This window comes from Streptomyces sp. NPDC006602 (genome assembly GCF_042870385.1).
Classification (GTDB): Bacteria; Actinomycetota; Actinomycetes; order Streptomycetales; family Streptomycetaceae; genus Streptomyces.
Window position 1 is genome coordinate 15,078 of record NZ_JBIAHG010000002.1, and the last position, 21,969, is coordinate 37,046.

Consider the following 21,969-nt stretch of genomic DNA (forward strand, 5'->3'; position numbering starts at 1 on the left):
TGCGCCCGCCGGCACCCTACGGGTGGTGACCGACGGGCGCCCGGTGCCCGACATCGCGGCCGAGGTACCGGCAGCGACCGGATGGGCTTCGCTGCGGATCAACTCACGTCGAGCGCCGTGTCGTCGAGCACGAACGATGTCTGGAGCTTGGAGCCCTCCGTGCCGGTGAGCTTGACCGTGACGGTCTGCCCGGCGTAGCCGCTGAGGCTGAATCCGCGCTGGGCGTATCCGGAGGCGGCGTTGAGGTTCGAGTACGTCGCAAGGGTGCCGAGGACGGTGCCGGAACTGTTCAGGACCTGCACCTTCAGGGTGTCGTAGGCCGTGCTGGTGGTGGTCTCCGCGGTGTCGATGTGCAGGTAGAAGCTCAGGGTCGCGGCGCAGCCGGACGGGATGGCCACCGACTGGGCGAGGGTGTCGGTGGCGGCGGTGCCGCTGCCACCGAGCCAGGAGTAGTACGAGCCCGAACGGGCGGACTGGCCGCTGGAGTTGGTGATGACACCGCTGGTGGCGGTCCAGGTCGTGGCGCCGGATTCGAAGCCGGCGTTGCCGAGGAGCTGGGCGTCGGTGCAGGCGGTTCCGCCCCCGCCTCCGTCGCCACTCGCGCCGGAGAGCCATTCGGTGGCGTTCAGGGCGAGGGGCCCGTTGGTGGCGCCAGTGTCGTTCCAGCCGTCGTAGAGGGTGTTTCCGGACTGTCCGGTGCCGTCGTCGATCGGCGAGCTGTCGCCCCAGAAGGCGACCCGGCCGCTCCCGAAGGTGCTGGTGGCGAAGAAGGCACCGGTGTTGCCGGAGTAACCGCTGCGGTAGAGCAGCCCCTTGACGCCGGCGTTGTCGGCGGGCTTGAGGGTGGCGGTGGTACCGCTGGCGATCAGGCTCTTGGTGACGGTGCCGAAGGAGCCGTGCAGCACGGGGTCGCCGCTGTCGCTGATGGCGGCCGGGTAGCCGGAGCTGATGCTGAGCGAGTCGACGGAGAAGCCGAACGGGTCGGTCGAGTCGACGCTGTTGTTGGTCATCAGGTCGTTGAGGATCTCGACCGCGTCCTCGCCGTCGTTGTTGCGGTCGGCGCCGGTGTGGTCGGAGATCATGAACAGGCCGCCGCCGTTCTTGACGAACGTCATGATGGCGGTCTTCTCGGCCGTGGTGAACAGCGTGTTCGGCTCGGGCAGGACCAGCGTGTCGAAGTTCGACAGGTCGTTCGTCGCCGAGGCGCCGTAGGTGAGGGCGGAGCCCGAGGGCAAGGTCTTCAGGCTGTAGTCGCCGGTCTTCTGCAGGGCGACACCCCAGGAGGACAGCGCGCCGGTCCAGTCCGTCTCGGCGGAGGGCGTGGAGTCCTGGCCGAGCGGGTCGGGCTGGCTGGTGGAGACGATCCAGTCGGCATTGCCGGCCGTCTCCGCGTGAGCGTTGTCGAACAGGACGCGGTGGGGGGTGGCCGCGTGGGCGAGCGTCGTGGTGGCGGCGGACTGGACGGCGACGCCCGTGGCGAGCAGCCCGAGGGCGGCGAGAGCGGTGCCGAGTCTGTGGCGGGGCCCAGTGAGTCCGAGCATCCGGCATACCTCCGTGAGGGGTTGGGGAAGGAGCGGTGCGGGGCCGGACCTACGCGCGTAGATAGAGCGCACATCTGCGCGCGTAGAGCATCGGCCGTACGTACTCTCCGCGCGACCGACGGCTTGAACCGTACATGGCAACCAGAGGCCTGAACAGGCGCCATCGGACCGCGGGACCAGACGTTGACCCGGCTTTGGCCATTGGTTGAAGCACCGGCGGACTGTCCGTGGTTCCAGGGGGCACACGCACTGATGCGGGGGTCTTGACAACAATGCGTGGGTTTTGACGAAAAGGGGCGGAGATGGAGATCGACGGCATCATCAGTGCCATCGTGATCGGCATCGTCATCGGTGTCCTGGGCCGGCTCGTGATCCCCGGGCGCCAGCGCATCGGAATCCTGTGGACGATCCTCGTCGGCATCATTGCGGCGCTGATCGGTTCCGCGATCGCCGGCGCCTTCGACGTGGCCGACACCAAGGGCGTGGACTGGGTCGAGTGGCTCATCCAGATCGGCCTCGCCGCACTCGGCGTGAGCGCGCTGGACCGGTCGAAGGCACGCCGCCGCTGAGGCGCGCGATGGGCGGCGTACGGCAGGCGCCACAGGCGTAGGTCGCGGCGACGGAGATGAAGCGAGGCGCAGTACGTGACACGAGGCGGGCGCCGCATATGAGCTGAGGCGCGCCCGCGCACACAGGGCGCGCCTTGTATGCGAGACGGGGGCGCAGCGGACCCGAGCAGCGCTCGGCGTGTCCCGGGCTCCTGAAGACCGCTCAGTGAGCCCCGCCGCTCATCGCCGCGAGTCCGTCCCGGGTGGACGGGAACGTCGGCGTCCACCCCAGTTCCCGCTCCGCCTTCGCCGTGGAGACCCGCAGGGTCGTCGACATCATGGTGTGCGCGTACGACATCGGCTTCATGAGCAACAGCGGTACGGTCATCGGCTTCGGCAGTCCGAACCGCTCGGCCACGCAGAGCACATGGGCCCGGAAGCCCAGAGGCGTGCGGTCGGCGACGTTGTACGCCTGGCCGGGCCGGCCGCGTTCGACGGCGGCCACCACCGCCCGCGCCGCGTCGGTGAGTTCCACCCACGGCAGGACCCGGCCGTGGTCGTCGGGGACGAGCAGCTGCCGCTTGCGGAGCAGGGGCAGGAGGGCGTCGGTGCCGCCGGGGCCGTAGAAGAGGCCGAAGCGGAGGGCGATGCCCTCCAACCCCGGAGTACCGAAGGTGAGTTGCTCCTTGGTGCGCATGGCCGCGAGGTGTCTTTCCAATTCCGGTGACGTGCCGTGCGGGCCGAAGGGGTCGTCCTCGGCGACCGGGTGGTCACCGTGGTCGCCGTAGCCGTATCCGAAGACCATCGACTCGGTAACGAAGCGGCGGGCGCCGACGGCCTGCGCGGCCTCGACGAGATGGGCCGTCCCCTCGGTGCGCAGGGCGTCGGTGGCGTACATGTCGCGGTGGCGCATGGGGGCCTTGCGCAGGGCGGTCGCGGCGTGGATCACCGCGTCGAACCGCTGTCCGTCAACGGCGCGCAGCAGGCCGTCGCGGTCCATGAGGTCGGCGCGGATGCCGGCCGCCGGTCCGCGGCCGAGTCCCGTGACCTTGTGACCGGCCTCGGTCAGGGCGTGGGCGATGTGCCGGCCGAGGACACCGGTCGCGCCCGCCAAGAGGATGCTCTGGTTCTGGTGGATCGTGTCGTTGGTCGCCATACCCGTACGACGGATCGGACCGCCGGGGATGTGACATCCCCGGCGGCATCGACCCCACGTCGCGTCACTGCCGCGCGAGCCACTCGCCGTACCAGGCCACGGTGGCGTCGACCGTCTCGGCGAGCGGTGTCGGAGTGACGCCGAAAGCCTGCTCGAAGGCGGAGGAGTCCACGATCTGCGGCTCGGTGTGCTGGTAGAACATCTCCGCGTACTCGGCCACGAACTGTTCGTCGAACGGCCCGAACGGGCGGAGCTCCGCCAGGACCACGACGTCGAGCAGTCGGCCGACCCGCTTCTCGATCATGGTGTGGATCTCGCGGGTGCTGACGGCGGGCGCGGTGGGCAGGTGCCAGACGCGACCGTCGCCCTCCGGGTGCTCACCCAGGGTGGCGAGCCCGGCGGCCACGTCCTGGATGCTCGTGTAGCTGTGCGGGAGGTCGATGTCGCCCAGCCCGAGGACCGTGCCGCCGGTGAGCGCTCCCGGGAAGGTGGTCGCGCCAAGGCTCGAGTTGAGCACCCCCGGGCCGACGAAGTCGGCGGAGCGGCCCAGGGACACCCGAACCCGGCCCTCGCGGTGTGCGGCGAGGTACTTCTCGTCGAGTTCGGCGCGCATCCGGCCCTTACGGGTCGTCGCCTTCCACGGGGTGTCCTCGGTCATCACCGCTCCCCCGGTCTCGCCGTAGGGGTAGAGGGTGTCGAGGACGACCAGGCGACTGCCGGACACCTCCGCGGCGCCGAGGACGGCGTCCAGGATGCGGGGCATCACCTCCACCTGGAGGTGATAGCCGACGTTGACGCAGTGATACACGACGGCGGCTGCGGCTGTCGCCTCTCGCGCCCCCTCGGCCGTGCTGACGTCGGCGGCGTACCGCTCGACCCCTTGGATCGCCGGCCCGTCGCCGTTCCGGTCGACGAGGCGTACGGCGTGGCCCCGGCGCACCAGTTCGCGGGCCAGTGCGGTGCCGGCCGGGCCCGATCCGAGGACGGTGTGCAGGGAGCGAGCGGCGTTGGCGTGGGCAGTCACGGTGATCCCTTTCCCGAAGGAGCAAGTGGTCGTCACTTATGTTAGAGACTGTAACTCTTCCAAATACCTCTCGCAAGAGTGGTGTGCTCGGACTGCCGTTATGGTGTGTCACGAGGTTCGAGAAGGGAGCCACCCATGGCCGGGAGCGTGCAGAGTCCGAGGGCCCGTTACCGCGAGCAGACGCGTACGGAGATCAAGGAGATCGCGCTGCGGCAGCTGGCCGAGGGGGGCACGGCGGCCGTGGCCCTGAGCCGGATCGCCAAGGAGGTCGGCCTCTCCGGGCCGGCCCTGTACCGCTACTTCGACAGCCGTGACGCGCTGCTGACGGACCTGATCCGCGACGCGTACGCCGACCTGGCGGCGGCCGTCGTGGCCGTCGGTGCGGCCCTTCCGCCGGACACGGCGCCGCGCGCCAGGCTGCGGGCGCTCGCGGCGGCCTGCCTGGACTGGGCGGCGAGTCAGCCGCACCGCTATCTGCTGATCCAGGGCACGCCCGTACCGGGATACACGGCGCCCGCGGACACGCTGGACAGCGCGCGGGCAGTGCTCTCGCCCTTCCTGCCGGCCTTCGAGGGGTCCGAGCCGTCGGCGGCGGTGGCGCCGGTGGTGGCGCAGATGAGGACTTGGGCGGACGACGACCCCGCGGTGGCGGAGTGGGCGCGCGGGCACGTGGCAGCCGGGGCCGAGGGCCCTGCGCTGGCCGGAGCGGTGCTCGCCTGGGCGCACATGCACGGGGCGGTCAGCCTGGAGGTGTCCGGCCAGTTCGAGGGCATGGGCCATGACGGGGGCACGCTGCTCACAGCTCAGATCGACGCGCTCGCGGACGCGTTCGGCCTGGACTGAGCCGCTCCGGCGCCGCCGAGGGACGTAGGAAGCCAGGGACTACGGGAAGCGACGGACTACGGGCACGACGGACTACGCGTAGCGAGGGACTGCGTGAGGGACAGCGCGAACAGCGCGCCTACGGCACGTACACGTACGGCGTCGTCGTGCTCAGCGGATGGAAGCCGAGGCGTTCCAGGATGGGCCTGCTCTGGCTGGAGGCGTCGACCTGGAGGTAGCGGTAGCCGCGGTCGACGGCGGCACGGGCCCGCTGGGCGACCAGCGCGCGGTAGATGCCGCGGCCGCGGCAGGCCTCGACCGTGCCGCCGCCCCAGAGGCCGGCGAAGCGGGTGCCGGGCACGAGCTCCATGCGGGCGGCGCTGACCGGCGTGTCACCGGCGAGCGCCACGACGGCGACGACGGTGTCCGGGTCGTCCGCCAGCCGGGCGAGCAGCTGGTGGCGCAGCCGGGAGCTGTCGGTGCCGAAGGCCTTCTCGTGGACCTCCGCCACGAGGTCGACGCCCGCCCGGTCGGTGGCCGGAAGGAAGCGGATGCCCTCGGGCGGCTCGGTGTCCAGGATCAGATCGGCGACCTCGGCGATCATCAGCGTCTCCTCGGGCTCGGGCGTGAACCCGGCGGCCCCGAGCCGCGGTCCGAGGTCCATGGGCAGGTCGTGCCCGTAGAGCTTCCACTCGAAGTCGAGGCCGAGACCGGAGTAGCGGGCGACCTGCTCGGCGATCGCCGCGTCGGCGCTCGCCTCGTCCAGGTCCGACCAGACGACGCCGTTCCAGCCGTGCGCGGCGGCGACCTGACGGACCACCCGCCCCGACCGCTCGATCCGTGCACCGGGGCCGTCCGGCTGAGCGCCTTCGCGCATGTCCCGGTCGTACAGGGCCAGTACCGCGGCATGATCCATGCGTTCACTCCAGCACCCGGCCCTGGCCGGGGCAACAGCTTTACAAGGTCCTCCCTGTTCGGCCGCACGGCTGAGATACGCGCGCAGCCGGTTGCGGACCAGACAGGGGATGCGCGCCTGGAGGCGGTCGATCTCGTCGCGCAGCAGAGTCGCGATCTGGGGGGGGCAGGTACTGCGGGGGCAGGTGGATCTCGTCGGGGCCGGACAGATCGGGCAGGATCGCCCGGATCATCTCCGTGGTCAGTCCGGAGTCGAGGGTTCGCGGATCTGCTGGACGTCCCGGAGTGCTGCTGGCGTTGGGGGCGGCCACGGTGGCCGGGATCTGGATCACTGGCGTCCTGGTCGACCGGCGGTTCGGCCGACCCTGCTCGCCTCTCTCTCGCTCTGCGCGCCGTGATGCTCGCGCTCGGCCTGTGCGCCGGCATGCCCGCCGTGCTGCTGGTCTCCGTGGCCCTGTGTGGGGTCGGGCACCTTTCGCCCCCGCTCGTCCGGAGGCGCGTCCTTGGCTGTGCACCTATCGTGATCGAGGGCGCTCGGACCGAGCGCCGGTCCCGGTCCGCGGCAGGCGTCCCTGGAGGCATCCATGCCGGCCAAGCTGTCGACACGGCCCACGCTCCGGCGCTGCGCGCTCACCGGAGGCGTCGGTCTGGCCCTGCTCGGCGCGGGACTGCCGGCGGTGGTCTCTGCGAGCTCCGAGACCGACCTGTCACGCTTCTACCGCCAGGAAGTCGCCTGGTCGAAGTGCGACGGCGTGGAGATGCCCGAGGACCTCCAGTGCGGGAAGGTCACCGTCCCCCTCGACTACTCCAGACCGCGGGCAGGCACCCTCGAGCTGGCTCTCGCCCGCTACCGGGCGACGGGGAAGTCACGCGGCTCGGTCCTGCTGAACTTCGGCGGCCCCGGCGGCGCGGGCGTGAGTGAACTAGCGGCCGGCGGCAAGGACTTCATGAGCCTGACCAACGGCTACGACGTGGTGTCCTTCGATCCCCGCGGCGTCGGCCGGTCCTCACCGGTGACCTGCGGCGACGCCTCCGACGAGGTGGCGGCGACGACGGACGAGGTCATCGGCGTCGATCCCGAGGCCGTCCTCAAGCAGTTGCGCAAGGCGGCCGACACCTGCGCCAGGCACTCCGGTCCCGTCCTGGCGCACATCGGCACGGTCAACGCCTCGCGTGACCTCGACGTGATGCGCCAGGCCGTCGGCGACAAGAAGCTCAACTACCTCGGCTTCTCCTACGGGAGCCGGCTCGGCGCGGTGTACGCGGCCCAGTTCCCCAAGAAGGTCGGGCGGATGGTGCTCGACGGCGTGGACACCCTCACCGAGCCGCTGACCGAGCAGGGCGTGGCGGGCGCCGCGGGTCAGCAGACCGCGCTGGAGGACTTCGTCGACTGGTGCGTGAAGGACATCGCCTGCCCGTTCGGTACGGACGCGCGCACGGCCCGGGAGGAGGTCGTACGCCTCGTCGAGTCGCTCGACCAGGACCCGGTGCCGACCGACTTCGGCGAGGACTTCACCGGGCAGGACCTGGTGGGCGCCATCGGCCAGGCCCTCTACAGCAGGGAGTTGTGGCCGTCCCTGGAGCGGGCGCTCGCCTCGCTGGTCGAGGACGGCGACACCGGGCCACTGCTCTGGTTCTCCGGCGGTGGATCGGGCGTCCGTGCAGGTGCGGGCCCCGCGCTGCACGCCGACGACGGTACGGACGGCGGCCTGGTCGACCAGGAGGACGTACCACTGGACAATCTTCCGGCGGCGCTGATGGCGATCAACTGCGCGGACGATCCCGACCGCCCCAGCGCCCGCCGGATCACCAGGGAACTCGGCCGGCTGCGCGCCGCCTACGAGCAGGCGTCGCCGGTGTTCGGCCGCTACCGGCTCACCGAGGTGCTGACGTGCTACGGCCGCCCCAAGGGCACCGACTTCATCCGCGAGGAGGTGCGTGACGTCCGCACCCCGAAGATGCTCCTCGTGGGCACCCGGGGCGACCCGGCGACGCCGTACCGCTGGACCGTGGAGACGGCCGAGCGTCTGGGCGACTCGGCCGTCGTGCTCGACAACAAGGGCGATGGCCACACCGGTTACGCGTCCTCCAAGTGCGTGCACCGCAAGATCGACACGTTCCTCCTCTACGGCTCCCTGCCACCCGACGGCAGCTCCTGCGGGCCGGAGGACGACGACCGCTGAGGTACGCCCCCGGCTGGGCAGGACCGATCCGCCCCGCCCGGCTCCCGGGGTGACCGCATTGTTGCCGCGAGCAAGTTGCCGGTATTGCCCGACTTGGTTGCCCCTAATGCCCGATCGGCGATTCGGCCCTATCGTGCTGTTATGGAGCACGCACTCAGTCCCACGACCCTCACCGAGCTGCGCCGCCCGCGCCCCTATCCGGCGGTGTCCGTGCTGACGCCGACGCATCGCCGGGAACCCGAGAACGCCCAGGACCGGGTCCGGCTGCGCAATGTCGTGGCCGAGGCCAAGAAGCAGCTGGAGGCCGATCCCGCGATCCCCCGGGATCGGCGCCTCGACGTCTCCCGGCAGCTCGACCAGGCCCTTACCGAGATCGACCTGACGCACGCCGAGGACGGCCTGGTCATCTTCGCCGCTCCCGGTGAGCACCAGGTGTGGTCGCTGGCCCGTCCCGTTCCCGAACGCGTGGTGCTGTCGGACACCTTCCTGACCCGCAACCTGGTCTCCGCACAGGCCGCCGAGCAACCGTTCTGGGTGCTTACGGTCTCCGCCGACCAGGTCACTCTGTGGAGCGGCGGTACGGACCGCGTCACCGAGGAACGTACCGGCGGCTTCCCCCTGACGCGGAGCCGCGAGAACTTCGACGCCGAACGTCAGGAACGGATCGGCGATCTGCGGAGTACGTTCCGGGACGAGGGCACCCGCCAGTTCCTGCGTGAGGCGGACACCGCGATGAACACGGTGCTGCGCGATCGGGCGAGGCCGCTGTACGTCACCGGCGAGACGGCCGCGCTGTCCCTGCTGGACGAGGTCGGCAGCGTCACCAAGAACGCCGTCCACGTGCCGCACGGCGGGCTCGCGCACGGCACCCCCGACGCCGTGTGGCAGGCGGTGCGGCCGCTGGTCGCCGCGGAGGCGCGCAAGAGCACCGACTCCGTGACGCGGGAGCTCGAATCGGCCCGCGGTCACCGGGCGTTCGCGGCCGGGGTCGACGAGCTGTGGCAGAACGCCCGCCAGGGCCGCGTACGGCTGCTGGCCGTCGAGGAGAACTACCGGGTGACGGTCCGCGACGACGGCGGCGACCATCTGATCCCGGCCGCGGGCGGCGACCTCGACGCCCGCGAGGACATCGTGGACGAGATCGTCGAACAGTGCCTGGAGACCGGCGCCGAGGTGCGTTTCGTCCCGGACGGCACACTGGGCGACGCGGCCGGGATCGCGGGAGTACTGCGGTACTGAAGCCCGGCGGGGCACATCAGACGCCGCCGAAGAGCGAGGCCGGCCCCTGCTCGACGGCGGCGCCGACATCCTCCCGACCGGCGCCCGCGACCGCGAAGGTCCGCAGCAGGGCGCGGGCGGGCCGCACGTCCGTGATGTCCATGCCCTTACGAGCTCGCAGGTGCCGTTCGCATTGCACCTGACCCTGACCTATTAATGTGACCTGCATCACGCAGCCTGGAGTGCGCCGCCCCGATTCCCGAGCAGGTCCATATATGCCAGACTCCCCATAGCGAACACAGTGCCGTCGAACACACAGATGAACGCCGCGCCGGGCCCCCGCCCGTCCCTCAAGTCACGTACCTCTTCTACGACTTGAACCACCCGGCGCCCCACGCCGGACGTACGTCGGCCTCACCTCGTGAAGACTGTGGCATATGCCAGAAGCACCACCGTATCGGGTGTTGCCAAATCTCTTACAGGGCGTCGCGGGCTGTGCAACAGTCGTAACGGTCCTTCCGTCCGCCCTGGTCGTACCGTCCCCCATCGGAGTGCGTCATGCCGTCCCATCTCTCTGCGGACCGCCCAGCCGCCCAGCCGCCCGGACGTGGCTCGGTCGACGCGCTCATCTCGCAGGCGCGCCGCCTCAAGGGCGACATGGACGCCGTACGCCGGGACACGCGGAGTGACGGTTCCGATCCGGAGGACCGGTGGCAGCGCGCGCTGTACGACCTCGCGCTGCACCAACTCAACGACTTGGACGAACACTTGGCACAGCTGCGGGACGGCCCGCCGCCCGTGCCCCCGTCCAAGGAGGCGGCGCCCGCCACCCGAGCCGTGCCGCCCGCTCCCCGGCGCGGCTCGCTCCTCAGCCGGGTCGGCAGCGCGGAGTGGAACCTGCTGACGGACGAGGCGAGTTGGTCCGGCGAGCTGTACCAGATCCTGGGCCGTGATCCCGCCGCTCCTCCGCTGACCCTCGACGAGCTGCCGTCCCTGGTGCTCGACGAGGACCGGCTGAAGCTGACGGCGATGGTCACCGACTGCCTCGTCGACGCCAAGCCCATCGACGGCGAGTTCCGCGTGGTGCGCCCGGACGGCGACGTGCGGACCGTGCACATGATGGGCGAGCCCGTGCTCGACACCGACGGAAGCACCGCGTCCATGTGGGCGGTGCTGCGGGACGTCAGTGAACTGCGCCGCAGCCAGCGGGCGGTGAGCGAGACCCGTGACTCCTTACAGCGTCACCGGCACCGCGCGCAGGCCGAGCACACGCTCGCGGTCGAGCTGCAGGAAGCTGTGCTGCCTCCGTGGCGCGGGTCCCTGCGGCTCCCGCACCAGGGACCCGAGACACTGGACCTCGCGGCCCACTATCTGCCGTCGTCGGCGAGCGCGCTGATCGGCGGCGACTGGTACGACGCGCTGCAACTCGCCGACGGCGAGACGCTGCTCAGCGTCGGCGACCTCACCGGCCACGGAGTCGCCGTGGCCTCGGGCATGGCGACCCTGCTGGGCGCCGTACGCGGCATGGCGATGGCCGGCACCCAGCCGGGCCAACTGATGGCCTTGCTCAACCAGTTGCTCGACGCCACCGTGCAACCGGCCCTCGGCAGCGCGGTCTGCTGCCGCTACCGGCCCGAGACCCGCACCCTGGTGTGGGCACAGGCCGGACACCCCGCCCCGCTGCTGTTCCGCGACGGGACGGGGCGCAGGCTGCACGCACCGGACGGCGTCCTGCTCGGCGCCACCTCGGGAGCCGTGTACGAGCAGGCCGAGGAAACCCTCCGGCCGGGCGACCTGCTCCTGCTGCACACCGACGGACTGGTGCCGAGGCACAGCGATGGAGAGGCCGTGAACCGCCTCCTCGACCTGGGCTCGCGGTTCGCCGAGGCGCGCACCGCACAGGACTGCGTACGGATCGTCATGGAGGAGTTCGGCGAGGCCGAGCGCGAGGACGACGCCTGCGTGCTCCTCGCCAGGGTGACCGCTTGACGTCGCCAGGGTGACCGCTTGACATCAACGGCAGGTCAGGGGCGCAGCAGGGGCGCAGTCCCCCGGTTTTCTATGCCCTGGCGCTGCTGCCGCCCTTCCCCTTCGTCTTGGGCAGCGCCAGCCTGATCTCCTCGCGCAGTTCGTGGATCTTCGGGTAGTTGGAGTACTCGGCGGTGAGCCGGTACATCTGACCCAGCCGGTCCCAGGTACGGCGCGAGGAGTTCGACCCCATCGCCATCAGGGCCAGCCGCGCGTACCGGTCCGCCTGTTCGGGGTCGTCCGCGATGAAGCAGGCGGAGGCCATGGACAGATGGTCGAAGATTTTCGACCGTTCCCGTCCGTCGACCCGCAGGACCAGGGCCTTCTCCGCGTAGTGCTGGGCGTGCACGGCCGCGCCCGGCTCGTGCTCGGCCAGCGTGCGGTAGGCCAGGGCCTGCATGCCGTACAGGTCCTCCTCCTTGAAGGTCTGCATCCAGCTCGGCGGCGGCACGTCGCCCCGGTCGGAGACGAAGAGGTCCTCCGCCTGGCCGAGGGTGCGGCGCATGGCCTGGCCCTTGCCCATCGATGCCTGCGCCCAGGCCTCGATCGTGTAGAGCATCGCCTTGGTGCGGGGCAGCACCTGGTCGCCGGAGCCGGACTTGGCCAGCTTCATCAGGTCCAGCGCGTCGTCGGGCCGGCCCAGGTGCACCATCTGGCGAGCCGCTCGGGAGAGCGCCTCCCCGGCGCGGGGCCGGTCGCCGCCCTCTCTGGCGGCATGGGCGGCGATGACGAAGTACTTCTGGGCCGTGGGCTCCAGGCCGACGTCGTGCGACATCCAGCCCGCGAGGACGGCGAGGTTGGCGGCGACGCCCCACAGGCGCCGCTGGAGATGGTCGGGATGTCGGTAGGCGAGCATGCCGCCCACCTCGTTGAGCTGGCCCACGACTGCCTTGCGTTGCAGTCCGCCGCCGCGGGCCGCGTCCCAGGCCCGGAAGACTTCGACGGAGCGCTCCAGTTCCTCGATCTCCTGCGACCCGATGGGGGCGGCCTCGTAGCGGTCGAACCCGGCGGGGTCGGCGTGCAGGGGGTCGTCGTACTGGGGAGCGTCGGCGGTCAGGGCCGGATCGGTGTGCAGCCAGTCGTACATGGCACTGCTGAGTGCTGATCCCGCGGCGAGCGCGGCACCCGCGCCCACCAAGCCGCGTCGGTTGAGCATGAGGTCCATTCCCGTGAATTCGGTGAGGACCGCAGCAGTCCGCTCGGGCGCCCACGGCACTGAGTCGGGATGTTCCGCATTCCCGCCGCGTGGCCGTTTCCCCGTACGCCCGTGCCGGACCAGACCGAGGTCCTCGATGGTCACGACACGGCCGAGACGCTCGGTGAACAGGGCTGCCAACACCCGCGGCACCGGATCGCGCGGGATCTCTCCCATGTCGATCCAACGCCGCACCCGGGAGGTGTCGGTCGAAAGCTGGGGGTGGCCCATGGCCGCCGCCTGCCGGTTGACCAGCCTCGCGAGTTCACCCTTGGACCAGCCGGCCAGGCCGAACAGGTCCGAAAGACGGGTGTTGGGTTGTCCGCTCACGTCAAGCCCCCAGGTTCTCGGCTGAGTTGACAGTAGCCCGGTGAGAGTTGCCGGGCGACTATTCGCCAGGGTTCGCCAGGGCACGCCAGATGGTGTGCCACTGGGCATCTGGTGTCAGGTAGGAAAGCGCCACCCCGACCCGGTCGCCTTCTTGGAACCCTTCTTGGAACAAGGGATGCATTCCCCAGGGTGCACCCGGGCGACCGGGTCGGGCAGCGCACTGTCGTCGCAGGCACACGAAGGGATCTGTTTCGCCCATGTACGCAGCATCGTCCTCCGTGTCCGCCCCGCCCCGGTCGTTGCATCCCCGTCCGGTGGGTGGCGGCCCCTACCTCGACCCCGCGCGTCCGGCGGCCCCCGTACTCGGTGCGGGCCGGCCGCGCCGCGCCGCGGGCCTCGGCCCTCAACCGCTCAGCGGGAGACTCGACTTGTCCGGCCCTCAGGGCGCCCAGCTGCGCACGGCGATCGCGTCGGTGCACCGGATCTGCCCGGAGTTCGCCCCGGTGCAGGTGTTGCGCCGCAGCGGACGCTCCGTACTCCTGGTCGGCACGACCGGACGCAGCACCGCCGTCGCCAAGTGTTTACTGGACCACTCCCCCGCGTGGGCCGAGCGGGTCCGCCACGAGATAGCCGCATACCGCTCGTTCGTCCGGCACCGCCCTCCAGTGCGCGTGCCGAGACTGATCGCGGCGGACCCGGACAACTGCACGCTGGTGATCGAGCGGATGCCGGGACGGGTGGCGGCGCTGCACCGGCACCCGGCGGAGGCCCCGCCCCGCGCGGACATCAGGGCGGCACTCGGCGCGATCTGCCGGGTGAACGCCTGGCGGCCGCCGGCGGGCACCTTCGACGCCCCGCTGGACTACGCGACCCGCATCAACCGCTACCACGAGCTGGGCCTGCTCACCGACCGGGATCTGGGCGACCTGCAGAAACTGCTGCACGGCATCGCGGCGAGCGCGGGTCGCCACGGCATGGGCCAGTTCTGCCACGGCGACGCACTGTTGTCGAACATCCTCCTGTCACCGGCCGGTCCGGTGCTGGTGGACTGGGAGCACGCGGGCTGGTACCTGCCGGGCTACGACCTGGCGACGCTGTGGTCGGTCCTCGGCGACGCGCCGGTGGCCCGTCGGCAGATCAGCCAGATCGCCCAGTCGGCGGGCCTCGCCTCACGGGACGCGTTCCTGGTGAACCTGATGCTCGTGCTGACCCGTGAGATCCGCACCTACGAGATGGCCGTGCAGCGTTCCATGCACGACACGACCCCGGCGGCACCGGGTATGGCCCATCCGGGTGCTGCGCCGTCCGGCGAGGAACAGCGGCTGCTGCTCAGGCGGCTGCACGACGACTGCCAGCTGGCCCGCCGGGCCGTGCGCGCGGCGGTCGGCACTCGCTGACGGGGACAGCGGTCCGCGGTGCGCCACGTCAGCGGCGCACCGCGGACCGTCGTATGTCCGGGTGTACTGGCCGTCCTGTACGGCCCATTGGTGTACGCCAGTGACGCCCCGCAGGCCCGCCCGCCTTCGCCGCGAAACACCCCGCCCACCTGGATTGACGAGGGAAATCAGCTGCCTCTGGGCATCATTGACGGATCGTCGGCAGGCCGGTACCACTGACGGATCCGGCCCGGCACGGCGCATCGCGCTCGACCGTCCCAGGAGGCTGCATTGCGAGGATCCGCCACCGCCACCGACCGAGCCGCCGGGCGCAGACGTATCCGAAGAACCGCGGGCGCGGTGGGCTGTGCCGCCCTGCTGTTGCCGCTGCTCGGTGCGGCCCCGTCCGACGCCCGGGGCTCCGCGGCCGGCCTGCAGCAGGCGTTCGCCGCCGCGGCCGCCGAGTACCACGTGCCGCAGAGCGTGCTCCTCGGCGTCTCCTACCTGCAGTCCCGATGGGACGCGCATGCCGGGGCGCCCAGCGTGACCGGCGGGTACGGCCCGATGCACCTCACCGACGCCCGCGCCGCCCTCGCCGAGGCGCCGCCGCACCACGGCGAGGGCACGGAGGACGCGCGCGGCGACAGCGCCCGCACGCCTGTGTACCCCGAGGCGAAGGTTCCCGAGAACTCCGAACTCCCGGACCGGCTCAAGACCCTGGCGAAGGCGGCCGAGCTCACCGGCCTGCCCGCCGAGCGGTTGCGGACCGATCCCACCGCGAACGTGGCCGGCGGTGCCGCGCTGCTCGCCGCCGCGCAGAAGGACCTCGGCGAACCCCTGAGCAAGGATCCGGCGGACTGGTACGGCGCGGTGGCGCGCTTCTCGGGCGCGGACGACAGCGCGACAGGAGCGGCGTACGCCGGCGACGTCTTCGACGTGCTGCGCACCGGTGCACAGCGCACCACCGACGCCGGTCAACAGGTTGCCTTGGCCGCCCGGCCGGACCTCACCCCCGACACCGCCCAGCTCGCGCGGACGGGGCTGCGCACGCTCGACGCGGACGGCACCCAGTGCCCGACAACGGTGTCCTGCGAGTGGATCCCGGCTCCCTACGAGGAGTTCGGCGAAGGCGACTACGGCAACCACGACCTGGGGAACCGTCCGGCGTCCCAGAGCATCAGGTACATCGTCATCCATGACACGGAAGGCGCCTGGGAGGGTGTCCTCAACCTGGTGCAGGACCCGACCTATGTGTCGTGGAACTACTCGCTGCGCTCCACGGACGGCCACATCGCCCAGCACGTGAAGGCCAAGGACGTGGCGTGGCACGCGGGCAACTGGTATGTCAACGCCAAGTCGATCGGCCTGGAGCACGAGGGCTTCCTGGCGAACCCGGACGCCTGGTACACCGAGGCGATGTACCGGTCGTCGGCGCGGCTGGTGACATACCTGTCCGAGAAGTACGACATCCCGCTCGACCGGCAGCACATCCTCGGCCATGACAACGTGCCCGGCCCCACCACCGGGACCATCGCCACCATGCACACCGACCCGGGCCCGTACTGGGACTGGGGCCACTACTTCGCGCTGCTGGGCCGCCCCTTCGAAGCCACCGCCGAAAAGAACGGCGGACTGGTGACGATCCGCCCCGACTACGCAGCCAACCAGCCCGAATACACGGGCTGCGTCGCCGCGGGCGAGCCGTGCGCGGCCCACGGTTCGAGCGCGGTGCGGCTCCACTCCGGGCCCGGCAAGTCCTACCCCCTGATCAAGGACGTCGGCCTGGGTACCACGCCGACCACCGGGGTGAACGACCTGTCCTCACGGGTCTCCACCGGCCAGCAGTACGCGGTCGCGGACCGCGACGGCGACTGGACGGCGATCTGGTACCTCGGCCAGAAGGCCTGGTTCAAGAACCCGAAGAAGGACCCGACCGCGGTGGACGCGACCGGCCTCGTAGTGACACCCAGAAAGGGCCTCACGAGCGTTCCGGTCTACGGGCGCGCCTACCCGGAGGCGTCCGCGTACCCGGCGGGAGTGCCCGCCCAGTCGGTGTCGCCGCTGCCGTACAAGCTGCTCAAGGGCCAGCGGTATGTGGTCGGCGACAAGGTGCCCGGCCAGTACTACTACGCGGTGACCTTCGACGAGGAATCCCACAAGGTGGTGGTCGGCAAGGATCTGTACTACGAGATCCAGTTCGGCCACCGGGTGGCGTTCGTGCGTGCGGCGGACGTACGCGTCGGGCAGTCGGCCGGGTAGGCGCCCTCAGCCCTGCTGGAAAAGCTCCGCGGGGAGCGGCTTCAGCAGGGCGTACAGGTCGTCGGTGATGGGGCGGTCCCAGGCGGCGATGGTCACCAGGACGTTGTCGCTGCGGTCGAACTGCACGCAGGAGATCCGGCTCTCCGACAGCTTCAGGCGGCGCACGATCAGGAGATTGTCGCCCTGCATCACCGGCATGTCCTCGACGCCGACGACGGTGACCTCCTCGTCGTTCTCCAGCGCCAGCAGGAGCTGGCCGACCTCGAAGGGGATCTCGTCCTCGGCGACCTCGCGGGCCGGGGAGCCCTCCGGAAGGTTGCCGATGATCATCGCGGGGCCGCGTCCGCCGAACAGGTCGTAGCGCAGGTAGACGCCCTGGCAGGTGCCGTCGGGGGCGGGCAGCAGGCCGGCGCCCAGATTGCCGGGCCAGTCGCCCGGGTCCATGGCCAGTACGTCGAAGTCGGGCCCGGCGGGCGTGGCGCTACGGCGGCGGAGGAACGACATGCCGCAATGGTACGTGCCCGGGGCCCTCGCGTGACGTGCGGGCGGCCCTTCCGCGCCGAGCAGGTCGGGCGAAGTCGGCTGCGGTTGTGCAGCGTGCCGAAGGGGCGCGGTGGACTGTGCGACCAGTGACGACGGATCCGCGGGTGAAGCCCCGGACTTCCGGCGGAGCGCTCAGGGGTTCTTGCGGTGCCGTTCGTGGTGGCGGGCGACGCGGGCGCGGTTGGGGTGTTCCAAGGTGTCTCAGTCCTCCGCCGGCGCCGGTGGCACCACCGCGACCGGGCTCGCCGCGTGCAGCAGGACGGCCTGGGTGACGGAGCCCATCATGCGGGCGGGGGCCAGCAAGCGGCGTCGGTGGCGGCCGACGACGACCAGGTCGGCGTCCTTCGAGGCGGCGACGAGGTGACCGGCCGCGTCGCCCGGTGCGACGTACGGCTCGGCCCGGACCTCGGGGTGCCGGGCGCCATGCGGGGCGAGGAAGCCCTCGGCGAGGGCGCGGGTCTCGCTCTCGACGGCGTCCTGGTCGATCATCGCCGGGACGAGTTCGCCGGGGGCCGCCCAGCTCTCGATCGGCCACGGGTAGGCGGCGACGACCTGGAGGCGCGCACCGCGCAGGGCTGCCTCGGTGAAGGCGAAGTCGAGCGTGGCCTCGTCGGGGCCGTCCACCTTGAGGCCGACCACCACGCGGGGGCCGGGCCCGGCCGGCGCCTCGCCGTGCACCTCGCGTCCGGGGCGGGGCACCACGACGACGGGGCACTCGGCGTCGCGGGCGGCGGCCATGCTGGTGGAGCCGAGCAGCAGACTGGCGAAGCCGCCGCGGCCCCGGGAGCCGAGCACCATCAGCTGTGCGGTGGAGCCGAGTTCGAGCAGCAGGACGCCGACGGCGCCGTCCAGACCCATGTACTCCGTGTCGGGCAGGTCGGCCCGGTTCTCCAGGTGGGCGCGCACGTCGGCGAGCACCTGGTCGTCCTTGGCGGCCGGCGCTGCGACGACCGGGGCGCCGGGCGGGGTCCAGGCGGCGTACTGCCGCACATGGGCCACCCGCAGTGGCGCCTCGCGCCGGCGGGCGGCGTCGACGGCCCAGTCCAGGGCGCGCAGGCTGTCGTCCGAACCGTCGACCGCCGCGACCACCGCCAGAGTGCTCATGCGTTCCTCACCTCCGGAGTACGACCTTCCGCGTTCCGGGGTCAGCCTTGCTCAGCATCGGCCCCAGGAGAGCGCTCAAGGTCGCGTGTCCGGAAAAACGGTCGGAACACCGCCGGATCGGCCCGTCGGCACACGTGTCGGCCCGTCGGCCCGTCGGTTCGGGCGTCGGCCCGTCGGTTCGGGCGTCGGCCCGTCGGTTCGGGCGTCGGCCCGTCGGTTCAGGTCAGGTCGAACTCCCCTTCCCTCGCGCCCGACACGAACGCGCCCCACTCCGCGGGTGTGAAGATCAGGGAGGGGCTCTCGGGCCGACCGCTGTTGCGCATCGCGATGAATCCCTCGACAAAGGCGATCTGGACATCCCCCAGGCCACGGCTGCTGGAGTGCCAGTCGGCGTTGCTGAGGTCCAGCTCGGGCTTGTCCCAGCCCATGAGCGGCTGCTGCTGGATGGTGGTCTCGGCCACGTCCGTGCTCCTCCCGATTGCGTCGTCCGCGGCCAGCCTAGCGATCGGTCCCGGGTGCCAACAGGCCACGTGAGCGGGACCTTTCAGGAGGCGGGGGGCTCGGACCCCACGAGCCACATGGAGAAGAACTGCGATCCGCCGCCGTAGGCGTGCCCGAGCACCCGTCGCGCCCCCTCCACCTGGTGTTCCCCGGCCAGTCCGCGTACCTGGAGCGCGGCCTCCGCGAAGCGGATCATGCCGGAGGCGCCGATGGGATTGGTCGACAGGACGCCCCCCGACATGTTGACGGGCAGGTCCCCGTCGAGCTCGGTCACCCCGGACTCGGTCAGCTTCCAGCCCTCGCCCTCGTCGGCGAAGCCGAGGTTCTCCAACCACATGGGCTCGTACCAGGAGAACGGCACATACATCTCGACGGCGTCGATCTCCCGGCGCGGATCGCCGATCTGGGCCTGCCGGTACACGTCGGCCGCGCAGTCCTTGCCGGCCTGCGGGGACACGGCGTCCTTGCCGGCGAAGAGGGTGGGTTCGCTGCGCATCGCGCCGCCGTGCATCCAGGCGGGCGGCCGGGGCGAGCGGGCTGCTCCCGCGCGGTCGGTCAGGACCATCGCACAGGCGCCGTCCGAGGACGGGCAGGTCTCCGAGTAGCGGATCGGGTCCCAGAGCATGGGCGAGGCCTGAACCTTGTCGAGGGTGATGTCGTGCTCGTGCAGGTGCGCGTACGGGTTCTTCAGCGCGTTGCGCCGGTCCTTGTACGCGACCAGGGAGCCGACGGTGTCGGGCGCGCCGCTGCGGCGCATGTACGCGCGCACGTGCGGGGCGAAGAACCCGCCGGCCCCGGCCAGCAGCGGCTGCTGGAAGGGGATCGGCAGGGACAGTCCCCACATGGCGTTGGACTCGGACTGCTTTTCGAAGGCGAGGGTGAGCACGGTGCCGTGGACGCGGGCGGCGATCAGATTCGCGGCGACCAGCGCGGTCGACCCGCCGACCGAGCCCGCCGTGTGCACCCGCAGCATGGGCTTGCCCACGGCACCCAGCGCGTCCGCCAGGTACAGCTCCGGCATCATCACGCCCTCGAAGAAGTCGGGCGCCTTGCCGATGACGACGGCGTCGATGTCCGCCCAGTCCAGCTCGGCGTCGTCCAGGGCCCGTCGGGCGGCCTCCCGCACGAGCCCCGCGATGGACACGTCCCGGCGTGCCGCCACGTGCTTGGTCTGGCCGATTCCTACGACGGCCACGGGCTCCTTGCTCATCGCGGATCCCCTTCGAGTACGGCGACCAGGTTCTGTTGGAGGCAGGGGCCGGACGTGGCGTGGGCGAGGGCCCGGTCCGACTCGCCGCGGTGGATGCGAACGGCGGCCTCGCCGATGCGGATGAGCCCGGCGGCCATGACCGGGTTGGCGGCGAGGGCTCCGCCGGAGGGGTTGACGCGCACGTCGTCGTCCAGCCCGAGCGCGGCGCGCAGGACTACCTCCTGCGAGCTGAACGGCGCGTGCAGCTCGGCGGTGTCGACGGGTCGTTCGAAGGCTCCGGCCTTCTCGGCGGCCAGTCGGGTGGACGGTGACTCGGTGAGGTTGCGGACGCCGAGGCCGTGGGCCTCGATGCGGTGGTCGATGCCGCGGATCCAGGCGGGCCGCGCGCACAGGTCCCGGGCCCGCTCCCCGGCCGCGAGGACGACCGCGGCGGCGCCGTCACCGACGGGCGGGCAGTCGCCGGTGCGCAGGGGGCGTACGACGTAGTCGCCCTGGGACGCCGTACCGGCCCGGGAGTTGCGGCCGCGGGACGCCACGGCCGCCGGCGCGGGCTCGTCCGTCATGCCCTTGTCGATGAGTGCCTGCGCCTGGAGGGCGGCGAGGGCGACGGAGTCGGGCCACAGGGGTGCCAGGTAGTACGGGTCGAGCTGGCGGGTCAGGACGTCGCGGACGGAGCCGGGTGACGACTTGCCGTAGGAGTACACGAGGGCGGTGTCGGCGTCGCCGGTCAGCAGCTTGGTCCAGGCTTCGTACAGCGCCCACGCGCCGTCCATCTCGACGTGTGACTCGGAGATCGGCGGCCAGGCGCCCACTCCGTCGAGGGCGAGGGTGAAGGAGAAGGCGCGGCCGGCGAGGTAGTCGCAGGAGCCGGAGCAGGTGAAGTCGATGTCCGCGGTCTTCAGGCCCGTCCGGTCGAGCACCTCGTGCAGGACGGGCATGAGCATCTCCACCTCGGAGAGCTCGTCGGCGGTGCGCAGGTGGCCGGTGTGCGCGAAGGCGACGACGGCAACGTCCCTGAGTGGCCGCATCTACAACAGCTCCTTGTACGTCTCGTAGTCCGCGTCGGGCTCACCGGTCGGCCGGTAGTGGTCGGGGTGGCGGGCCCCTTCCGTCCACACGGGTTCGACGCGCAGGCCCATGCGGACCTGGTCGTAGGGGATGCCTCCGATGCGGCCGTGCAGGGCGAGGTCGGCGCCGTCGAGGGCGATGTGCGCGTAGACGTACGGCACCTCTATGTCGAGGTTCTTGGCCTTGATGTTGACGATGCAGAAGGTGGTGACCGTGCCGCGGGGACCCACTTCCACCTGTTCCGATGTGGCCACGCCACATGTGGGGCACGCACCCCTCGGCGGGACGTACACCTTGTGGCAGGACGGGCAGCGCTCGCCGACCATCCGCTGGTCGGAGAGGGCGTGGAGGTAGGCGGACTGGGCGCGGCCGGGCGTGTAGGTGTAGTCGAGTCGGGCCGGGGCGACGATGCCGGTGACCGGGTTGTCGAACTCGCCGGTGTGGCCCGCCACCTGGGCGGCGTCACCGTCGTACGGCTCGAAGCAGGCGATGTCCGTGATGGTGCCGGCGCGTTCGTCGGCCCAGCGGACGCGGACGCGCATGCCGGTGTGGACGGCGTCGGGGCCGGGGGCGTCGAGGGCGTGCAGGAGGGCGGTGTCGGCGCCGTCGAGGCGGACCAGGACCCAGGCGAAGGGGGTGGACAGGGGCTGGCCGCGGCGGGGGGCGTGGTTCCAGGCCCAGGTGGTGACCGTGCCGGTGGGGGCGACCTCGACGAGGTCGCGTATCTCCTCGGCGGTGACGGGGTCGTACTCGACGGGTGGGACGACAACACGGCCGTCGCCGGTCTTCACCCCGAGGAGGACGCTTTCGCGCAGGCCGGTGAGGAAGGCGCTCTGGACGGGGCCGAGGGAGCGGGTGAAAGGGAACTCCACGACGAGGGGCGCTGTGAGGACTTCGGGCATCCCGGGTGTCTCCTTCTGCTGCGGGAGGTCGGACGCGCTGCACGAG

General features: G+C 71.3%; 19 protein-coding genes. 7 read left to right on the forward strand and 12 right to left on the reverse strand.

The features are described 5' to 3' along the window. Nucleotides 1-98 precede the first annotated feature (98 nt). A complete protein-coding gene (locus ACFYO2_RS04680) occupies nt 99-1,541 on the reverse strand; it encodes a hydrolase (protein WP_388344076.1) in 1,443 nt (480 codons plus the stop codon). Between the two features lie 302 nt (nt 1,542-1,843). On the opposite strand from ACFYO2_RS04680, the gene ACFYO2_RS04685 reads away from it, so the two are divergent. Next, on the forward strand, nt 1,844-2,110 hold the full coding sequence (locus tag ACFYO2_RS04685) for a GlsB/YeaQ/YmgE family stress response membrane protein (protein ID WP_388344078.1): 267 nt from the start codon (nt 1,844-1,846) through the stop codon (nt 2,108-2,110). A gap of 202 nt (nt 2,111-2,312) precedes the next feature. Here the strand turns inward: ACFYO2_RS04685 and ACFYO2_RS04690 are convergent, their stop codons facing one another. Together ACFYO2_RS04690 and ACFYO2_RS04695 are read right to left on the reverse strand one after the other, a co-directional pair. Next, nucleotides 2,313-3,245 (reverse strand): NAD-dependent epimerase/dehydratase family protein, encoded by a 933-nt coding sequence (locus ACFYO2_RS04690; RefSeq protein WP_388344080.1) that lies wholly within the window; start codon nt 3,243-3,245, stop codon nt 2,313-2,315. A gap of 64 nt (nt 3,246-3,309) precedes the next feature. Further along, nucleotides 3,310-4,269: an NAD-dependent epimerase/dehydratase family protein gene (locus ACFYO2_RS04695; protein ID WP_388344083.1), complete on the reverse strand. Its 960-nt coding sequence runs from the start codon at nt 4,267-4,269 to the stop codon at nt 3,310-3,312. A 135-nt stretch (nt 4,270-4,404) separates the two neighbouring features. On the opposite strand from ACFYO2_RS04695, the gene ACFYO2_RS04700 reads away from it, so the two are divergent. After that, nucleotides 4,405-5,112, forward strand: a complete 708-nt coding sequence (locus ACFYO2_RS04700) for a TetR/AcrR family transcriptional regulator (protein WP_388344086.1) — start codon at nt 4,405-4,407, stop codon at nt 5,110-5,112. 118 nt (nt 5,113-5,230) lie between these two features. Here the strand turns inward: ACFYO2_RS04700 and ACFYO2_RS04705 are convergent, their stop codons facing one another. After that, nucleotides 5,231-6,007: a GNAT family N-acetyltransferase gene (locus ACFYO2_RS04705; RefSeq protein ID WP_388344088.1), complete on the reverse strand. Its 777-nt coding sequence runs from the start codon at nt 6,005-6,007 to the stop codon at nt 5,231-5,233. A gap of 583 nt (nt 6,008-6,590) precedes the next feature. Between ACFYO2_RS04705 and ACFYO2_RS04710 the strand changes: the two genes are divergently transcribed. Beyond that, nucleotides 6,591-8,189, forward strand: coding sequence for an alpha/beta hydrolase (locus tag ACFYO2_RS04710; protein WP_388344091.1), 1,599 nt, complete (start codon nt 6,591-6,593; stop codon nt 8,187-8,189). 141 nt (nt 8,190-8,330) lie between these two features. Beyond that, the gene (locus ACFYO2_RS04715) at nt 8,331-9,428 is read left to right on the forward strand and encodes a chemotaxis protein (RefSeq protein WP_388344093.1); all 1,098 of its coding nucleotides are present in this window, start codon (nt 8,331-8,333) and stop codon (nt 9,426-9,428) included. 16 nt (nt 9,429-9,444) lie between these two features. On the opposite strand, the gene ACFYO2_RS04720 is transcribed toward ACFYO2_RS04715, so the two are convergent. Continuing rightward, nucleotides 9,445-9,570: a hypothetical protein gene (locus ACFYO2_RS04720; RefSeq protein ID WP_388344096.1), complete on the reverse strand. Its 126-nt coding sequence runs from the start codon at nt 9,568-9,570 to the stop codon at nt 9,445-9,447. A 395-nt stretch (nt 9,571-9,965) separates the two neighbouring features. Here ACFYO2_RS04720 and ACFYO2_RS04725 point away from each other — a divergent pair, with 395 nt between their 5' ends. After that, nucleotides 9,966-11,396: a PP2C family protein-serine/threonine phosphatase gene (locus tag ACFYO2_RS04725; protein ID WP_388344099.1), complete on the forward strand. Its 1,431-nt coding sequence runs from the start codon at nt 9,966-9,968 to the stop codon at nt 11,394-11,396. A gap of 70 nt (nt 11,397-11,466) precedes the next feature. On the opposite strand, the gene ACFYO2_RS04730 is transcribed toward ACFYO2_RS04725, so the two are convergent. Beyond that, nucleotides 11,467-12,960 (reverse strand): hypothetical protein, encoded by a 1,494-nt coding sequence (locus tag ACFYO2_RS04730; protein ID WP_388344102.1) that lies wholly within the window; start codon nt 12,958-12,960, stop codon nt 11,467-11,469. Nucleotides 12,961-13,217: 257 nt separating this feature from the next. On the opposite strand from ACFYO2_RS04730, the gene ACFYO2_RS04735 reads away from it, so the two are divergent. Both ACFYO2_RS04735 and ACFYO2_RS04740 read left to right on the forward strand, forming a co-directional pair. After that, nucleotides 13,218-14,357 carry an aminoglycoside phosphotransferase family protein gene (locus ACFYO2_RS04735; RefSeq protein ID WP_388344104.1) on the forward strand — a complete coding sequence of 380 codons (1,140 nt, stop codon included), beginning with the start codon at nt 13,218-13,220 and terminating at the stop codon, nt 14,355-14,357. A gap of 270 nt (nt 14,358-14,627) precedes the next feature. Further along, complete coding sequence (locus ACFYO2_RS04740) at nt 14,628-16,595, forward strand: N-acetylmuramoyl-L-alanine amidase (RefSeq protein ID WP_388344107.1); 1,968 nt, start codon at nt 14,628-14,630, stop codon at nt 16,593-16,595. Between the two features lie 6 nt (nt 16,596-16,601). Here the strand turns inward: ACFYO2_RS04740 and ACFYO2_RS04745 are convergent, their stop codons facing one another. The 6 genes from ACFYO2_RS04745 to ACFYO2_RS04770 form a co-directional block, all read right to left on the reverse strand. After that, a complete protein-coding gene (locus tag ACFYO2_RS04745; RefSeq protein WP_388344110.1) occupies nt 16,602-17,099 on the reverse strand; it encodes a hypothetical protein in 498 nt (165 codons plus the stop codon). 240 nt (nt 17,100-17,339) lie between these two features. Beyond that, nucleotides 17,340-18,242, reverse strand: a complete 903-nt coding sequence (locus tag ACFYO2_RS04750; RefSeq protein ID WP_388344111.1) for a universal stress protein — start codon at nt 18,240-18,242, stop codon at nt 17,340-17,342. Between the two features lie 218 nt (nt 18,243-18,460). Continuing rightward, nucleotides 18,461-18,703, reverse strand: a complete 243-nt coding sequence (locus ACFYO2_RS04755; protein ID WP_053749912.1) for a DUF397 domain-containing protein — start codon at nt 18,701-18,703, stop codon at nt 18,461-18,463. A gap of 83 nt (nt 18,704-18,786) precedes the next feature. Then, a complete protein-coding gene (locus ACFYO2_RS04760; protein ID WP_388344115.1) occupies nt 18,787-19,953 on the reverse strand; it encodes a thiolase domain-containing protein in 1,167 nt (388 codons plus the stop codon). After that, on the reverse strand, nt 19,950-20,981 hold the full coding sequence (locus ACFYO2_RS04765; RefSeq protein ID WP_388344118.1) for a thiolase domain-containing protein: 1,032 nt from the start codon (nt 20,979-20,981) through the stop codon (nt 19,950-19,952). Before ACFYO2_RS04765 ends, ACFYO2_RS04760 begins: the two co-directional genes overlap by 4 nt. Beyond that, nucleotides 20,982-21,923: a Zn-ribbon domain-containing OB-fold protein gene (locus tag ACFYO2_RS04770; protein WP_388344121.1), complete on the reverse strand. Its 942-nt coding sequence runs from the start codon at nt 21,921-21,923 to the stop codon at nt 20,982-20,984. It lies immediately after the preceding gene. Between the last annotated feature and the right edge of the window lie 46 nt (nt 21,924-21,969).

Excerpts from the sequence above, each read along its gene's own strand:
- ACFYO2_RS04680 (WP_388344076.1), bottom strand. The coding sequence starts at position 1,541 with ATGCTCGGACTCACTGGGCCCCGCCACAGACTCGGCACCGCTCTCGCC.
- ACFYO2_RS04685 (WP_388344078.1), top strand. The coding sequence starts at position 1,844 with ATGGAGATCGACGGCATCATCAGTGCCATCGTGATCGGCATCGTCATC.
- ACFYO2_RS04690 (WP_388344080.1), bottom strand. The coding sequence starts at position 3,245 with ATGGCGACCAACGACACGATCCACCAGAACCAGAGCATCCTCTTGGCG.
- ACFYO2_RS04700 (WP_388344086.1), top strand. The coding sequence starts at position 4,405 with ATGGCCGGGAGCGTGCAGAGTCCGAGGGCCCGTTACCGCGAGCAGACG.
- ACFYO2_RS04705 (WP_388344088.1), bottom strand. The coding sequence starts at position 6,007 with ATGGATCATGCCGCGGTACTGGCCCTGTACGACCGGGACATGCGCGAA.
- ACFYO2_RS04710 (WP_388344091.1), top strand. The coding sequence starts at position 6,591 with ATGCCGGCCAAGCTGTCGACACGGCCCACGCTCCGGCGCTGCGCGCTC.
- ACFYO2_RS04715 (WP_388344093.1), top strand. The coding sequence starts at position 8,331 with ATGGAGCACGCACTCAGTCCCACGACCCTCACCGAGCTGCGCCGCCCG.
- ACFYO2_RS04720 (WP_388344096.1), bottom strand. The coding sequence starts at position 9,570 with ATGGACATCACGGACGTGCGGCCCGCCCGCGCCCTGCTGCGGACCTTC.
- ACFYO2_RS04725 (WP_388344099.1), top strand. The coding sequence starts at position 9,966 with ATGCCGTCCCATCTCTCTGCGGACCGCCCAGCCGCCCAGCCGCCCGGA.
- ACFYO2_RS04735 (WP_388344104.1), top strand. The coding sequence starts at position 13,218 with ATGTACGCAGCATCGTCCTCCGTGTCCGCCCCGCCCCGGTCGTTGCAT.
- ACFYO2_RS04745 (WP_388344110.1), bottom strand. The coding sequence starts at position 17,099 with ATGTCGTTCCTCCGCCGCCGTAGCGCCACGCCCGCCGGGCCCGACTTC.
- ACFYO2_RS04750 (WP_388344111.1), bottom strand. The coding sequence starts at position 18,242 with ATGAGCACTCTGGCGGTGGTCGCGGCGGTCGACGGTTCGGACGACAGC.
- ACFYO2_RS04760 (WP_388344115.1), bottom strand. The coding sequence starts at position 19,953 with ATGAGCAAGGAGCCCGTGGCCGTCGTAGGAATCGGCCAGACCAAGCAC.
- ACFYO2_RS04765 (WP_388344118.1), bottom strand. The coding sequence starts at position 20,981 with ATGCGGCCACTCAGGGACGTTGCCGTCGTCGCCTTCGCGCACACCGGC.
- ACFYO2_RS04770 (WP_388344121.1), bottom strand. The coding sequence starts at position 21,923 with ATGCCCGAAGTCCTCACAGCGCCCCTCGTCGTGGAGTTCCCTTTCACC.